At 62.2% G+C, this 13,648-nt stretch carries 13 protein-coding genes; 1 reads left to right on the forward strand and 12 read right to left on the reverse strand.

Annotated features, from left to right (window positions below; translation table 11 throughout):
- Positions 1 to 126: 126 nt before the first annotated feature.
- The 6 genes from AB4N64_RS25515 to exbB form a co-directional block, all read right to left on the reverse strand.
- A complete protein-coding gene (locus AB4N64_RS25515; RefSeq protein WP_460119659.1) occupies positions 127 to 1,527 on the reverse strand; it encodes an aminoacyl-tRNA deacylase and HDOD domain-containing protein in 1,401 nt (466 codons plus the stop codon).
- Between the two features lie 78 nt (positions 1,528 to 1,605).
- Complete coding sequence (gene recG, locus AB4N64_RS25520) at positions 1,606 to 3,681, reverse strand: ATP-dependent DNA helicase RecG (protein ID WP_460119661.1); 2,076 nt, start codon at positions 3,679 to 3,681, stop codon at positions 1,606 to 1,608.
- Positions 3,682 to 3,690: 9 nt separating this feature from the next.
- Complete coding sequence (locus AB4N64_RS25525) at positions 3,691 to 4,620, reverse strand: LysR substrate-binding domain-containing protein (RefSeq protein WP_460119662.1); 930 nt, start codon at positions 4,618 to 4,620, stop codon at positions 3,691 to 3,693.
- A gap of 270 nt (positions 4,621 to 4,890) precedes the next feature.
- Positions 4,891 to 5,637 (reverse strand): energy transducer TonB family protein, encoded by a 747-nt coding sequence (locus AB4N64_RS25530; protein WP_460119664.1) that lies wholly within the window; start codon positions 5,635 to 5,637, stop codon positions 4,891 to 4,893.
- Entirely contained in the window at positions 5,634 to 6,062 is a 429-nt protein-coding gene (gene exbD, locus AB4N64_RS25535; protein ID WP_460119666.1) for a TonB system transport protein ExbD, read from the reverse strand. Before exbD ends, AB4N64_RS25530 begins: the two co-directional genes overlap by 4 nt.
- A 6-nt stretch (positions 6,063 to 6,068) precedes the next feature.
- Entirely contained in the window at positions 6,069 to 7,049 is a 981-nt protein-coding gene (gene exbB, locus AB4N64_RS25540; RefSeq protein WP_460119667.1) for a tonB-system energizer ExbB, read from the reverse strand.
- A gap of 188 nt (positions 7,050 to 7,237) precedes the next feature.
- Between exbB and AB4N64_RS25545 the strand changes: the two genes are divergently transcribed.
- On the forward strand, positions 7,238 to 8,095 hold the full coding sequence (locus AB4N64_RS25545) for an SDR family oxidoreductase (protein ID WP_460119669.1): 858 nt from the start codon (positions 7,238 to 7,240) through the stop codon (positions 8,093 to 8,095).
- 73 nt (positions 8,096 to 8,168) lie between these two features.
- On the opposite strand, the gene AB4N64_RS25550 is transcribed toward AB4N64_RS25545, so the two are convergent.
- The 6 genes from AB4N64_RS25550 to AB4N64_RS25575 form a co-directional block, all read right to left on the reverse strand.
- Positions 8,169 to 8,909: a hypothetical protein gene (locus tag AB4N64_RS25550; RefSeq protein ID WP_460119670.1), complete on the reverse strand. Its 741-nt coding sequence runs from the start codon at positions 8,907 to 8,909 to the stop codon at positions 8,169 to 8,171.
- A gap of 70 nt (positions 8,910 to 8,979) precedes the next feature.
- The gene (locus AB4N64_RS25555) at positions 8,980 to 9,360 is read right to left on the reverse strand and encodes a RidA family protein (protein WP_003229509.1); all 381 of its coding nucleotides are present in this window, start codon (positions 9,358 to 9,360) and stop codon (positions 8,980 to 8,982) included.
- 24 nt (positions 9,361 to 9,384) lie between these two features.
- A complete protein-coding gene (gene spoT, locus AB4N64_RS25560) occupies positions 9,385 to 11,490 on the reverse strand; it encodes a bifunctional GTP diphosphokinase/guanosine-3',5'-bis pyrophosphate 3'-pyrophosphohydrolase (RefSeq protein ID WP_460119672.1) in 2,106 nt (701 codons plus the stop codon).
- 57 nt (positions 11,491 to 11,547) lie between these two features.
- Positions 11,548 to 11,811 carry a DNA-directed RNA polymerase subunit omega gene (gene rpoZ / locus AB4N64_RS25565; RefSeq protein WP_007921129.1) on the reverse strand — a complete coding sequence of 88 codons (264 nt, stop codon included), beginning with the start codon at positions 11,809 to 11,811 and terminating at the stop codon, positions 11,548 to 11,550.
- A 167-nt stretch (positions 11,812 to 11,978) separates the two neighbouring features.
- Positions 11,979 to 12,599 carry a guanylate kinase gene (gene gmk / locus AB4N64_RS25570; RefSeq protein ID WP_460119673.1) on the reverse strand — a complete coding sequence of 207 codons (621 nt, stop codon included), beginning with the start codon at positions 12,597 to 12,599 and terminating at the stop codon, positions 11,979 to 11,981.
- Between the two features lie 12 nt (positions 12,600 to 12,611).
- Positions 12,612 to 13,475 carry a YicC/YloC family endoribonuclease gene (locus AB4N64_RS25575; RefSeq protein ID WP_460119675.1) on the reverse strand — a complete coding sequence of 288 codons (864 nt, stop codon included), beginning with the start codon at positions 13,473 to 13,475 and terminating at the stop codon, positions 12,612 to 12,614.
- Positions 13,476 to 13,648: the final 173 nt, after the last annotated feature.

A 13,648-nucleotide genomic window follows, 5' to 3' on the forward strand; every position in this document is an offset into this window, starting at 1 on the left:
CGATGGTGGCCCAGACACCGCTGGGTGCCAGACGGCCCTCGTCATCGTTGACGACCATCGCGGGCAAGCCCGCTCCCACAGGGAGAATGAGGTCAACTGTAGGAGCGAGCTTGCTGCGGAGTGGTTTTAGGCCTGTGAGAACTGCGAAGCCAGTTCGCGCAGCAGCACTTCGGCTTCAAGCACCTTGCTGACCACGTCGTTGGCTTTGTCGCGGGTCAGGCCGACGCGTTCCAGCAGGGCGTCGGGGATGTCTTCGTCCGGGCCGGAGCCGATGCCGCGGGCGCGCAGCAGGCGCACCGACAGGCACACCAGGTTCGGGTACTCGGCGTAGGCGCCGTCGTAGTGGGGGTCGTGCTGGAAGCGCAGGGCGGTGGACAGTTCGTCGGGCATGTCCCAGTAGCGCATCAGCCAGCCGCCGATCTGTTCGCGGCTGATGCCCAGCAGGTGCTGCTCGATGTAGCTGTGGCACAGGTGCGGGTTGACCTCCAGGTGGCGGCAGATCAGCGAGAAGTGCGGCGGGAACACGTGGGCCAGCAGCAGGTAGCCAAAGTTGTGCAGCAAACCGGCGAGGTAGGTCAGGCCGGACTCCGGGCGCTGGGCGCGCGGCATGGCGCGGGTCAGGCCTTCGATGACGGCGGCGGTGTAGATCGACTGCTGCCAGTACGGCGTGGTGTGTTGCGGATGGTCCTTGGGCAGGCTCAGGGTTTTGCCCAGGGCCAGGCCCAGCGCGAGGTTGATCACCAGGTCGAAACCCAGCACCCGCACGATCGCATCTTCCACTGAACGAATCTTGCCCGGCGAAGCGTAGTACGGCGACGCGGCCCAGCTCACCACTTGCGCGGCCAGGGCCGGGTCGGTTTCCACCACGCCGGTGATGTCGTCGATGGTGGCGTTGGGGTCAACGCGTAGCTTGATGATCTTTTGCGCCGTCTCGGCCAGCGGCGGAATTTCAATGGTCGCTTCCAGCCGTTGCTGGATGCGTCGCGCCGTGAACGCCTGAACGGCCTGGGTGATTTCCTCCCGATCGTCGTCGGGGCGGTCAAGGTTGGGGCGGATGCTGCTGACGTTTTCACCGAAGTTGGCGGCGCTGGCCTTGGTGAGCATCGACTTGAACGCTTCGCTGGTGATTTCCAGCAGCAGGCCGGGCTCGCCCGAGTTGATCAGCAACTTGGGTTCACGCAGCAGGCTTTCTTCGTACAGGCACGGCGAGCTGGTCAGCGCCGGCAGGCCGGGCAACAAGCTCAGGCTGTGCTTGCCGAGCATTTTTTCCAGGCGTTCGGTGGACACGGCGGTGAGGCGGCGGCCGGTCAGTTCGGCGAGGCGATTGAGGTCGAGCAGTTGGCTCTGTGGGAACAGCACCATGAGAGCGCCCACCGCGTCGTCGAGCAGCACGGCCTGCACTTTGCGCGAGGCGTTCAAGCCGTGATGGTCGAGAACTTCTTCGTACGCGATGCCCAATTTGTTGAGCAGCAGCCGAATCACAGACGGAGCGTGCGGGGTTTCTGGGACGAGGGCAGCTTCAGTCATGGTGTGTATCCGTATTCAAACAGTGGCAGGAGTATAACCAGCTTGGTTAAAAGCATCGTCCACAAACTGCGACGGTGCTCACACTTGGCCGTATTGCTGCCCGTGGCGCAACCAGCGGTCGAGCAGCGGGCTGACGTGGTTGGGCCAGCGTTCCAGCAGGGCTTGCGCGGCATCGCGCACCGCCGGCAGCAAGTCGGCATCACGCATCAGGTCCGCGACCTTGAATTGAAGCAGACCGGTCTGCCGCGTGCCGAGCATTTCGCCGGGACCACGCAGTTCGAGGTCCTTTTCGGCGATGACAAACCCGTCATTGGTTTCACGCATGATACCCAGGCGCTGCCGACCGATCTGCGACAGCGGCGGATGGTAGAGCAGCACGCAATGGCTGGCTGCGCTGCCGCGACCCACGCGGCCGCGCAGCTGGTGCAGTTGCGCCAGGCCCAGGCGTTCGGGGTTTTCAATGATCATCAGGCTCGCGTTTGGCACGTCCACACCCACTTCGATCACGGTGGTGGCCACCAGCAGTTGCAGGTGACCGGCCTTGAACTCGGCCATGACCGCAGCCTTTTCAACCGGCTTCATGCGGCCGTGGATCAACCCGACTTTCAGTTCGCCCAGCGCGGCGGTGAGGTCCTCAAAGGTGGTTTCAGCGGCCTGGCAGGTCAGCTCTTCGGACTCTTCGATCAGCGTGCACACCCAGTACGCTTGCCGCCCCTCAGCGCAGGCGCTGCGCACCCGTTCGATGACTTCGACGCGGCGTGTGTCGGTGACCAGTACGGTGTTCACCGGAGTCCGGCCGGGCGGCAGTTCGTCGAGGATCGAGGTGTCGAGGTCGGCGTAGGCGCTCATGGCCAGCGTGCGCGGGATCGGTGTGGCGGTCATGATCAATTGGTGTGGGCACATGCGGCCGCCCACGCCTTTCTGGCGCAGCGCCAGGCGTTGCTGCACGCCGAAGCGGTGTTGCTCGTCGATGATGACCAGCGCCAGGTTCTTGAACTGGACTTCATCCTGGAACAGCGCATGGGTGCCGACCACCATCGGTGCGCCGCTGGCAATCTGTTCCAGCGCGGCGGTTCGGTTCTTGCCCTTGAGCTTGCCGGCCAGCCACGCTACTTCGATGCCCAGGGGTTCGAGCCAGCGTTTGAACGTGATGAAATGCTGTTCCGCAAGGATCTCGGTGGGCGCCATCAACGCGACCTGATAACCGGCCTCCAGCGCCTGCAGTGCGGCGAGGGCCGCCACCACGGTTTTGCCGGCGCCCACGTCACCCTGGATCAGGCGCAGCATCGGTTCATGCTGGCTGAGGTCGTAGGCGATCTCGTTGCCCACCCGCTGTTGCGCGCCGGTTGGGCTGAAGCCGAGGTTGGCCAGGTACTTCACCGGTAACCGGGTGGCTTTGGGCATCGCTGGCGCACGCAGCGAGCGCATGCTTTCGCGCAATCGCTGCTGGGACAACTGGTGAGTCAACAGTTCTTCAAAGGCCAGACGGTGCTGCGCCCAGTGATGTCCCAGGGCGAGTTCATCCACATCGGCATCGGCGGGCGGGTTGTGCAGGTAGCGGATTGCATCCGCCAGCGGCGCCAGTTGGTAGTCCCGGGCGAGTTCGGTCGGCAGCCAGTCGGGCAGGCTGGTCGGGCCAAGCATCGTCAGCGTTTGCATGCACAACTGGCGCAGGCGCTGTTGCGTGAGGCCTTCGGTCAACGGATAGACCGGCGTCAGGGTTTCATCCACGGGCGGGGGTTCGTCACCGGTGATGGCGCGGTATTCCGGGTGGTAGATTTCCAGCCCCGACGCGCCGGGCCGCACTTCGCCGTAGCAGCGAATCCGCGTGCCACGCTTGAGGCTTTCTTTTTGCGCGTTGCTGAAATGGTAGAAGCGCAGGCTGAGCCCGCCGGTGCCGTCCTGCATGCGCACCACCAGGCTGCGACGACGTCCCATGACCACGTCGGCACCGCTGACGGTGCCTTCGACCACGGCGTCCTGCCCGGGCCGCAAGTGGCCAATCGGGACCACGCGCGTGCGGTCCTGATAACGCAGCGGCAGGTGAAACAGCACGTCCTGTAGATTCTCCAGGCCGACCTTGGCCAGTTTCTCGGCCATGGCCTCGCCAACACCCTTGAGTGCCGTCACCGATACCTGCGACAACTCGGTCATGCGTGCGACTTAAGCTGCAACCACCGGCGCTGATGGCTTGGCCACCGAGCACAGGCGAATGGAGTCAGCGAGGATTTCAATCGCTTTGGGCCGTGGGAAGCTGGCGCGCCAGGCGATGGCCACGGTGCGGAAAGGAACAGGTGGCGTCAGCGGGCGCACTTCGATCACCCCAGGGGCGTAATGGTGGCTGTCCACGGCCGACAACGGCAGGACCGAGATGCCCAGCCCCGAGGCGACCATGTGGCGGATGGTTTCCAGCGAGCTGGATTCCACCGTGGTGTGCTTGGCGCCGTCACCGCCCTTGGTCAGGGTCGGGCAGGCTTCGAGCACCTGGTCGCGGAAGCAATGGCCTTCGCCAAGCAACAGCAGGCTCTTGTCGTTGAGCAGGCCGGCGTCGATGGTTTCTTTCTGCGTCCACGGGTGCTGGGCCGGCATCAGGACATAGAACGGCTCATCGTAGAGTTGCAGGGTCAGCACGTCGGCTTCGGCGAACGGCAGGGCGATGATGATCGCGTCGAGTTCGCCATTGCGCAGTTTGTCGCGCAACACGTGGGTGAAGTTCTCTTCGATGTACAACGGCATCTGCGGGGCAACCCGGTGCAGTTGTGGAATCAGGTGGGGGAACAGGTACGGGCCGACGGTGTAGATCGCGCCGACTTTCAGCGGGGCGGTCAGCTGGTTCTTGCCGGCCTGGGCCAGTTCGCGGATGCCTTGTGCCTGCTCCAGGACTTTCTGCGCCTGGGCCACGATGCCTTCGCCAACGGGCGTCAGGCGCACGGCGCTCTTGCTGCGCTCGAAAATCAGCACACCGAGTTCGTCTTCAAGCTTCTTCACGCCCACCGACAGGGTCGGTTGGCTGACGTGGCAACGCTCGGCCGCATGGCCGAAGTGCTGCTCTTGGGCGAGGGTAACGATGTAGCGTAATTCTGTGAGAGTCATAGCGAGCGTCCATGAAGTTGCGAGCCAAGCATACCGACTGCAATCGATAGACGCACGTTATCAGAGTGCGGGTGTCGAGTGACACCTTGTAATGCGTGTTTGCAAACCGTAGATGCGCCAAAGGCACCTTGCGGTGCCTTTGGCGTGTTCCGTCGAACCCTGTAGGAGCGAGCATGCTCGCGATGGACTTGAGAGCGCTGCGGGGTGTCAGACACCCCACGTTATCGTTCACGACCATCGCGAGCGTGCTCGCTCCTACAGGGGTCGTGTTTAGCGCCGGCGTTCCAGCGAGTAAACAAACGGTGCAACGATTTCAATCGAGCCGTTGGTCAGCATGTCGGCCGGAGGCTTGGGCAGCGGTTGTGCGCGGCGGATCATTTCCAGGGTAGCCCGGTCCAGATCGGCGTTGCCGGAGCGGCCCACCAGCTCGAACGACAACACGTTGCCTTCGGCATCCACCACAAAACGCAGGCGGTTCAGGCCTTCCTTGCCCCGTGCCTGAGCACTGGCCGGGTACTTTTTGTACTTGGCCAGGTGAGCGAGCAGGGTGCCCTGCCAGCTTGCCTTGGCAGCCATCTGGGCAGGGGAAGGGCCGGGTGCCGGTTGCGCGGATTTCTCCGTCGGTGCCTGAGTCGGTTGCGTGTCGGCCGGTTTTTCCTCCGAAGGTTTTTCCTTCGGCGGCTCCGGCTTTTTCTCAACGGGCTTGGGCGGCTGTGGCTTGGGCTTTGGCTTGGCCGGTTTTGGCACGGCAATCTCGGCCTTCGGCGCTTCAGCCAGCTTCGGAATCGGCAGCTCTTCCACCGGTGCCGGTGGTTGTGGTGGCGTTATCACCTTTGGCGGTGCCGGTGGTGGCGGAGCCGGAACCGGCGCCAACTCGACCATCATCGCCTGCGGCGGCAGCTCGATAGGTGGGCGCGTGGTCCAGTTCAGCGCGAGCGCAATGGCCAGCGCATGGACACCGAGCACCACCGCCAGGCTACCGCTGTAACGCGTCAGCTTTTGGCGCGTCGTGATCATTTTTTCACTGCCGTCTCGAGACCGACCAGTCCGACCTTCAGGTAACCGGCCGAGCGCAGGTTGTCCATCACGCTCATGAGGTCGCCGTAATCCACACCCTTGTCGGCCTGGAAGAAGATCGTCGTGTCTTTCTTGCCGTGAGTCCTGGCGTCGAGTGTGGCACCCAGTGTTTCGGGTTTCACTTCGTCTTCGCCCAGGAACAGGCGTTGGTCAGCCTTGACGCTGAGGAACACCGGTTTCTCTGGCCGCGGCGCCGGTTTGGCGGTCGAGGCCGGCAGGTCAACCTTGATGTCCACGGTGGCCAACGGAGCGGCCACCATGAAGATGATCAACAGCACCAGCATCACGTCGATGAACGGGGTGACGTTGATTTCGTGGTTCTCGGCCAGATCGTCGTCTGCGCCTTCTTTCAAATGCAGGCCCATGGCCGATTACCCCACTTTCACCATGTGCGGTTGCGAGCTGCGCTCAGGCTGGTGGTCGAGGTCGCGGCTGACCAGCAACAGGACTTCTGCCGATGCGTCGGACACTTGCGCCTTGTAACCGGCGATGGAGCGGGCGAAGACGTTGTAGATCACAACGGCAGGGATCGCGGCAACCAGACCCAGTGCGGTGGCCAGCAACGCCTCGGCGATACCGGGGGCTACCACGGCCAGGTTGGTGGTCTGGGTTTTGGCGATGCCGATGAAGCTGTTCATGATGCCCCACACGGTACCGAACAGGCCGACAAACGGCGCGGTGGAACCGATGGTGGCGAGCACGCCGGTGCCGCTGCTCATGTTGCGGCCAGCGGCTGCAACCAGACGTTCCAGTCGGAAGGCAACACGTTCCTTGATGCCTTCTTTTTCACGGGTGTTGGTCGACAGGTGCATTTCTTCCAACGCATCGTGCACCAGCAGATTGGCGAGGGTCCCCGGCTTGGTCGCGGTGGCGCTGGCATCTTTAAGGGTGGTCGCTTTTTTCAGCTGGACGATTTCAGCGCGCAGACGGCGTTTGGCGCCCAACAGCTCGAAGCCCTTGGCTATCCAGATGGTCCAGGTGATGATCGACGCAATAGCCAGGCCGATCATCACGATTTTCACGATGATGTCAGCGTTCTGGTACATGCCCCACGGCGACAGGTCATGGGCCATGCCCAAGGTGTTGTCGGCTTCGAGGACTTCGGGCAGGTCTTCGGTGGGAGCGTCTGCGGCGACGGCTGGGGCGGTGGCCGCTGGTGCCGCTTGATCGGTGCCATGTTGCGCAGCGTGATCGGCTGGCGCCGGTGCCGCGGAGGCGGCTGGGGAGGCAGGTGCCTGGGCGTCAGCGAATGCGGCGACAGGCGCCAGCATCAGGCTTAGCAACAGGGCGGCCACTGCGCTCCAGGCGCGAGGTCGTTTGGTTGGCGAGGCGAAGAATTGATTGCGTGTCATGCTGGCCGGACCTAAGGGAAAAAGACGGTAAATGTTCTTCCAGGCCTCGAAGGCCGAGAACAAAAGTGGTGGGCATTATTGCAAGTAATTCTTGTTAACAAAAGTAATAGAGTATCTTTTTTTCCTTCAGCGCTAGCCGCTCGTCCATTGCCGGCGATAGTCTGTGCCTTTGAAATAGGAGTTTTTTAATGTCCGCGCCCTCTGTATTGATTGCCGGTTGCGGTGATGTCGGCAGTCGTCTGGCTTCCCGGTTACTGAAGTTTGGCTGGGAAGTCCACGGCTTGCGGCGTAACGTCGCACGCCTGCCTGAAGGTGTAATTGGCGTCGCCGGCGACCTGTTCAACAAGGAATGCCCGGCAACCTGGCCAATCGGCGCCGTCGATTACCTGGTGTACTGCGCGGCCGCCACCGATCACGATGAAGCGGGCTATCGCGCCGCCTACATTCAGGGTTTGCAGCATGTGCTGGAGTGGTTGAACGACTACGGGCAGGCGCCCAAGCGCCTGGTGTTCGTTTCCAGCAGCAGCGTGTTCGGGCAGCAGAATGGCGAATGGGTCAACGAAACGTCGCCTGCGGTGGCGACCGGCTATTCCGGGCAGGTCATGCTCGAAGCCGAGCAAGTGGCCCTGTCCAGCGGATTCCCGGCCAGTATCGTGCGCCTGACCGGCATCTATGGCCCTGGCCGCGAATGGTTGCTGACTCAGGTGCGCCGCGGTTATCGCGTGGTGACTGAGCCGCCGTTGTACGGCAATCGGATTCACGTGGATGACGCCGCCGGATTGATTGCCTTTCTGCTGGAAGCGGATCACCGCGGCGTGGCGCTGGATGACGTCTACATCGGCGTGGACGACGCACCTGCACCCCTGGCGGACGTCGTCGGCTGGCTGCGCGAGTATCTGGGCGTCACCGAGTGGGCCGACGATGCCAGCGTGCGTCGCACCGGCAGCAAGCGTTGCAGCAATGCGCGGGCGAAGGCCCTGGGCTGGACGCCGAAGTACCCGAGTTTCCGCGAGGGGTATGCGGCGATTCTGGAAGGGCAGTGCTGAGTCGCCAGAAGCACCGCAGACCAAATGTGGGAGCAAGCCCGCTCCCACAGGGTTGAGTTGCTTCAAATTCCGCTTACTGCTTTTCCAGCAGCCACTTGCGGTTCCCTGGCATGAACTGCGGCATTTCGTCCGCCTGGGCGGTGTTCACCGCCTGGAAGATCTCCAGTTCCTTGCCGTTGCGGTTGAAGATCCAGGTGTTGCCCTGGCCGTTCAGTTGCAGCCACATGTTGTCGTTGCCGCCGCTCATCGACGCGCAGTCGCCAGCCAGGCACAACGCATAGCGATCGGTGCTCGGCAGGCCAGTCACCTGGCCGTCAGCCAGGAATTGGACGGAGTTGCCTTCGCCTGGGCCGCTGACGATCTTCCAGTCGCCGCCCATGTAGGCGGAGTACAGCGCGCGTTCGAAGCTTGCGCCCATCGGGGCGCCCTCGGGTACTGTGATCACCGCGCGATCGAAGACTTGGGCTGGCTCGTTATCGAAACCTGCCTGGCTTAATTGCTTGCCGTCGCGTTTCAACTGACTGCCGGAGCTGCCATAAAAGTCGACCTTCCAGGCGCCGGACTCTTCGGCCGACAGCGTGCCGTCGACGTTCTCAAAACCGTTGGTGTAACGTGCCTGGCCGGCCTTGGTGTTGACGTCCCACTCCAGGTTCGGACCATTGGCCTGGAGTGCTTCTCTCAGGGGAACGCCTTTGGCGGCCGCATCGATCGCCACCTGGTTGATCCAGGTGCCGCTGATGTCACGGTCGGCAGGGTTGCTGGCACAACCGCCCAGAATCAGGGCGAGCAGCGGGAGGGCTAGCGCTTTGCGCATGGTGGAATCCTTTCAAAACGCTTTGATACGGAGGGTAGCGGCGCAGCCCGCGAAGGCTGCGCCACAGGCATTACTCGATGACCAGGATGGCATCCATTTCAACCTGCGAACCCTTCGGCAGGGCGGCTACGCCGATGGCGGCGCGGGCGGGGTAAGGCTGGTCGAAGTACTTGCCCATGATCTCGTTGACCTTGGCGAAGTGGCTCAGGTCAGTGAGGAAGATGTTCAGCTTGACGATGTCCTTGAACGAACCGCCAGCCGCTTCAGCCACGGCCTTCAGGTTTTCGAACACCTGGACGGTCTGGGCTTCGAAGCCTTCGACCAGTTCCATGGTTTTTGGGTCCAGTGGAATCTGGCCCGACATGTAGACGGTGTTGCCCGCCTTGATTGCCTGGGAGTAAGTACCGATGGCGGCCGGGGCCTTGTCGCTGGTGATTACGGTCTTGGTCATGAATGACTCCTTGTAATAAGTGGGTCAGGCACGCATCCGGGTGATGCGGATCACACCGGTCAACGCACGCAGTTTCTTGATCACGCGAGCCAGGTGCACGCGGTCGTGCACGCTGACCACCAGTTGGACCACGCTGATGCGACCATCACGTTCGTCCATGCTGATTTTTTCGATGTTGCCGTCGGCCGCGTTGACGCTGCTGGCCAGCAGTGCGATCAGGCCGCGCTGGTGTTCGAGCTCGACGCGCAGTTCGACATTGAATTCGCCGGTGACATCCTTGGCCCACGAGAGCTGGATGCATTTTTCCGGGTTGTGGCGGATTTCGCTGATGTTGCGGCAGTTGTCCAGGTGCACGACCATGCCTTTGCCCGCCGACAGGTGTCCAACAATCGGGTCGCCCGGAATCGGCGTACAGCACTTGGCGTAGCTGAGCACCAGGCCCTCGGTGCCGCGAATCGCCAGCGGGCCTTCGGGGCTTGGCAATTGCTCGCCTTCGCCGAGCAGGCGGCGCGCCACCACGTAGGCCATGCGATTGCCCAGGCCGATGTCTTCGAGCAGGTCTTCGATCAGTTCCAGGCGATATTCGGTGAGCATCGCCTTGATGCGCTCGGCCGAAATCTGGTCCAGCGCGCTGTCGAAACCGTTGAGAACCTTGTTCAGCAGGCGTTCGCCGAGGGCGATGGATTCGGAGCGACGTTGCAGTTTCAGGGCGTGACGGATGTGTGTGCGCGCCTTGCCGGTGACCACGAAGTTGAGCCAGGCCGGATTTGGCCGGGCCCCCGGAGCACTGACGATCTCGACCGTGGAGCCGCTTTGCAGCGGTTCGGACAGCGGTGCGAGGCGACGATTGATCCGACAGGCGATGCAACTGTTGCCCACGTCGGTGTGCACCGCATAGGCGAAGTCGACCGCCGTGGAGCCTTTGGGCAGCTCCATGATCCGGCCCTTGGGCGTGAACACATAGACCTCGTCCGGAAACAGGTCGATCTTCACGCTCTCGATGAATTCCAGCGAGTTGCCGGCACGTTGCTGCATTTCCAGCACACCCTTGACCCACTGGCGGGCGCGGGCGTGAGTGCCTTTGGGCTGTTCGTCGCCGCTGGACTTGTACAGCCAGTGGGCAGCGATGCCGTTGTTGGCCATCTCTTCCATTTCGCGGGTGCGGATCTGGATCTCGATCGGTACACCGTGCATGCCGAACAGCGTGGTGTGCAGCGACTGGTAGCCGTTGGCCTTGGGGATGGCGATGTAGTCCTTGAAGCGACCCGGCAACGGTTTGTACAAATTATGCACAGCACCCAGCACGCGGTAACAGGTATCGACCTTGTCGACGATAATCCGGAACGCGTAGACGTCCATGATTTCGTTGAAGGCCCGACGTTTGCCGCGCATTTTCTTGTAGATGCCGTAGAGGTGTTTCTGGCGACCGCTGACCTCGCCCTTTATGCCGTCGATGGCCAGGCAGTGGCTGAGGGATTCTTCGATCTTGTTGACGATTTCCTTGCGGTTGCCCCGGGCGCGTTTGACCGCCTGGTTGATCCGCGCGGAACGCATCGGGTGCATGGCCTTGAAACCGAGGTCTTCGAATTCTATGCGGATGGCGTGCATCCCCAGCCGGTTGGCGATGGGAGCATAGATTTCCAGGGTTTCCTTGGCGATGCGCCGACGTTTTTCGCCGGACAGCACTTCCAGCGTGCGCATGTTGTGCAGGCGGTCGGCCAGCTTGACCAGGATCACGCGAATGTCGCGGGCCATGGCCATGGCCATTTTCTGGAAGTTTTCGGCTTGCGCTTCGGCCTTGGTCTCGAAGTTCATCTGGGTCAGTTTGCTGACCCCGTCGACCAGTTCGGCCACGGTTTCGCCGAACTGCGCCTGCAGCGCTTCCTTGGCAATACCGGTGTCTTCGATCACGTCATGCAGCATCGCAGCCATCAGGCTCTGATGGTCCATGTGCATGTCGGCAAGAATATTGGCCACGGCAAGAGGATGCGTGACGTACGCCTCGCCGCTGCGGCGGCGTTGGCCGTCGTGGGCTTGTTCGGCGTAGAAATACGCTCGGCGGACCAGGTTGACCTGGTCCGTGCCGAGGTAGGTCGATAAGCGATCGGCGAGGGCGTCTATGCTCGGCATGATGACTCCTGCCACAGGCTGTGATCCCGCGCCGTGCTACGTCGACCAGGCATAGGCTTAGACGGCCTCGTTGGACTCGTCCTCGAACGCAGCGAAAAGCGGTTCATCTTCAACGATTTCGGCTTCGGCGATAGCGGCGTAGTCGATCAGGCCTTCAGCGATTTCACGCAGGGCGACAACGGTAGGCTTGTCGTTTTCCCATGCTACCTTCGGCTCTTTGCCGCCGGTGGCCAGTTGACGGGCACGCTTGGTAGAGAGCATGACCAGCTCAAAGCGGTTATCCACGTGTTCTAGGCAGTCTTCAACGGTTACGCGGGCCATGGTATTCCTCGGAGCGAATGCAAGATGCGCGCTGCCCGGTTGGGCGAGCGGACTCAACAGTTTAAAAAATCACCAGCGATTAGGGAAGCGCTGTTTTTTTGACCAGGCCCTTCGACGCGCTGCAAGTGCCAATGTAAAGCGCTTGCAGCGGTTTTGGGAAGAGCTCTTTAGTCGAGCAATTGGGCCAAAAGTTTGCCGTGTCGCTGCTGTTGGCGTTTCTGGTTGAGCTGGTTGGCGCGGAAAATCGCCTGCAAATCGCGCAACGCGTGGGCGAAATCGTCGTTGATGATCAGGTAGTCGTAGTCGACGTAATGGCTCATTTCGCTGACGGCTTCGCGCATGCGGCCATCGATGATCTCGTCGCTGTCCTGGCCGCGATTGGTCAGGCGCTGATGCAAGGCCTGCAACGACGGCGGCAGGATGAAGATCGAACGGGCCTGGGGCATCAACTTGCGCACTTGTTCCGCGCCCTGCCAGTCGATTTCCAGGATCAGGTCGTGGCCTTCGTCCAGGGTCTGCTGCAGGTGGCTTTGCGAAGTGCCGTAGAGATTGCCGAACACTTCGGCGCGCTCAAGGAAATCGCCGTGCTCGATCATCTTCACGAAGTCGCTGCGCTCGACGAAGTGGTAGTTCACGCCATTCACTTCACCGGGGCGCATGGCGCGGGTGGTGTGCGAAACCGAGACGCGGATCTCCTGGTCGGCGTCGGTCAGGGCCTTGACCAGGCTGCTCTTGCCTGCGCCCGAAGGGGCGGAAATGATGTACAGGGTGCCGGTGCTGTGGGTCATGTCGGGGTTGCCTTACTCAATATTCTGCACTTGTTCGCGCATCTGCTCGATCAACACCTTGAGGTTGACCGCCGCCTGGGTGCTGCGCGGGTCGAAGGCTTTGGAGCCCAATGTGTTGGCTTCGCGGTTGAGCTCCTGCATCAGGAAGTCCAGGCGGCGCCCGGCTGCGCCGCCGGACTTGAGCACCCGGCGAACTTCGATGATGTGGGTGCTCAGGCGATCCAGTTCTTCGGCGACGTCGCTCTTCTGAGCGAGCATGACCATTTCCTGTTCCAGGCGCTGTGGGTCCATCTCGGCTTTCATATCGGCAAAGCGGTCGAGGACTTTCTGTCGCTGGGTGGCGAGCATCTGCGGGACCAGCTCGCGCAGGGTCACCACGTCTTGTTCGATGGCGCTCAGGCGTTCGTTGATCAGCCGCGCCAGCTCCGCGCCTTCGCGCTCGCGACCAGCCTTGAGTTCCTTCAGGCCTTCATTGAACAGCGCCAATGCCTCGGCGTTCAGTGCTTGCGGGTCGGTTGCATCGCCGACCAGCACGCCTGGCCACGCCAGCACTTCCAGCGGGTTCAGGGCTGCCGGGTTCTTGATCAGGCTGGCAATGGTTTCGGCCGCCGCCACCAGTTGCGCGGCGCGCTCGCGATCCACTTGCAGGGCCTTGCCGGTGTTTTCTTCGGTAAAGCGCAGGGTGCATTCGAGCTTGCCCCGCGAGATAGCCTGGCGCAACGCTTCGCGGGCCGCGCCTTCGAGGTCGCGGAAGGTCTCGGGCAGGCGCAGGTGCGGTTCCAGGTAGCGGCTGTTGACCGAGCGCAGTTCCCAGCTCAGGGTGCCTTGGGCGCCGGCTTTTTCGACGCGGGCGAAGGCGGTCATGCTGTGTACCATGGGGGTACCTCGCAATTGGGCTTTGCGTTACCAGAGGTTTCGCGCAATCCGATATCTGTGAATTAAAGCCGACAGGCAGCAAAGGCGCAGGATTGTAGCGCAGTGGGGCGAATGCGCCCAAACGCAGGGCGCGACAAACGGCTGCACGCCGTCGGTTAAGCGCTGTTCCAGGC

This window comes from Pseudomonas sp. S2_C03 (assembly GCF_054668405.1).

Bases quoted from the DNA above. Each gene is read 5' to 3' on its own strand.
- AB4N64_RS25515 (WP_460119659.1), bottom strand. From the start codon at position 1,527: ATGACTGAAGCTGCCCTCGTCCCAGAAACCCCGCACGCTCCGTCTGTG.
- recG (WP_460119661.1), bottom strand. From the start codon at position 3,681: ATGACCGAGTTGTCGCAGGTATCGGTGACGGCACTCAAGGGTGTTGGC.
- AB4N64_RS25525 (WP_460119662.1), bottom strand. From the start codon at position 4,620: ATGACTCTCACAGAATTACGCTACATCGTTACCCTCGCCCAAGAGCAG.
- AB4N64_RS25530 (WP_460119664.1), bottom strand. From the start codon at position 5,637: ATGATCACGACGCGCCAAAAGCTGACGCGTTACAGCGGTAGCCTGGCG.
- exbD (WP_460119666.1), bottom strand. From the start codon at position 6,062: ATGGGCCTGCATTTGAAAGAAGGCGCAGACGACGATCTGGCCGAGAAC.
- exbB (WP_460119667.1), bottom strand. From the start codon at position 7,049: ATGACACGCAATCAATTCTTCGCCTCGCCAACCAAACGACCTCGCGCC.
- AB4N64_RS25545 (WP_460119669.1), top strand. From the start codon at position 7,238: ATGTCCGCGCCCTCTGTATTGATTGCCGGTTGCGGTGATGTCGGCAGT.
- AB4N64_RS25550 (WP_460119670.1), bottom strand. From the start codon at position 8,909: ATGCGCAAAGCGCTAGCCCTCCCGCTGCTCGCCCTGATTCTGGGCGGT.
- AB4N64_RS25555 (WP_003229509.1), bottom strand. From the start codon at position 9,360: ATGACCAAGACCGTAATCACCAGCGACAAGGCCCCGGCCGCCATCGGT.
- spoT (WP_460119672.1), bottom strand. From the start codon at position 11,490: ATGCCGAGCATAGACGCCCTCGCCGATCGCTTATCGACCTACCTCGGC.
- rpoZ (WP_007921129.1), bottom strand. From the start codon at position 11,811: ATGGCCCGCGTAACCGTTGAAGACTGCCTAGAACACGTGGATAACCGC.
- gmk (WP_460119673.1), bottom strand. From the start codon at position 12,599: ATGACCCACAGCACCGGCACCCTGTACATCATTTCCGCCCCTTCGGGC.
- AB4N64_RS25575 (WP_460119675.1), bottom strand. From the start codon at position 13,475: ATGGTACACAGCATGACCGCCTTCGCCCGCGTCGAAAAAGCCGGCGCC.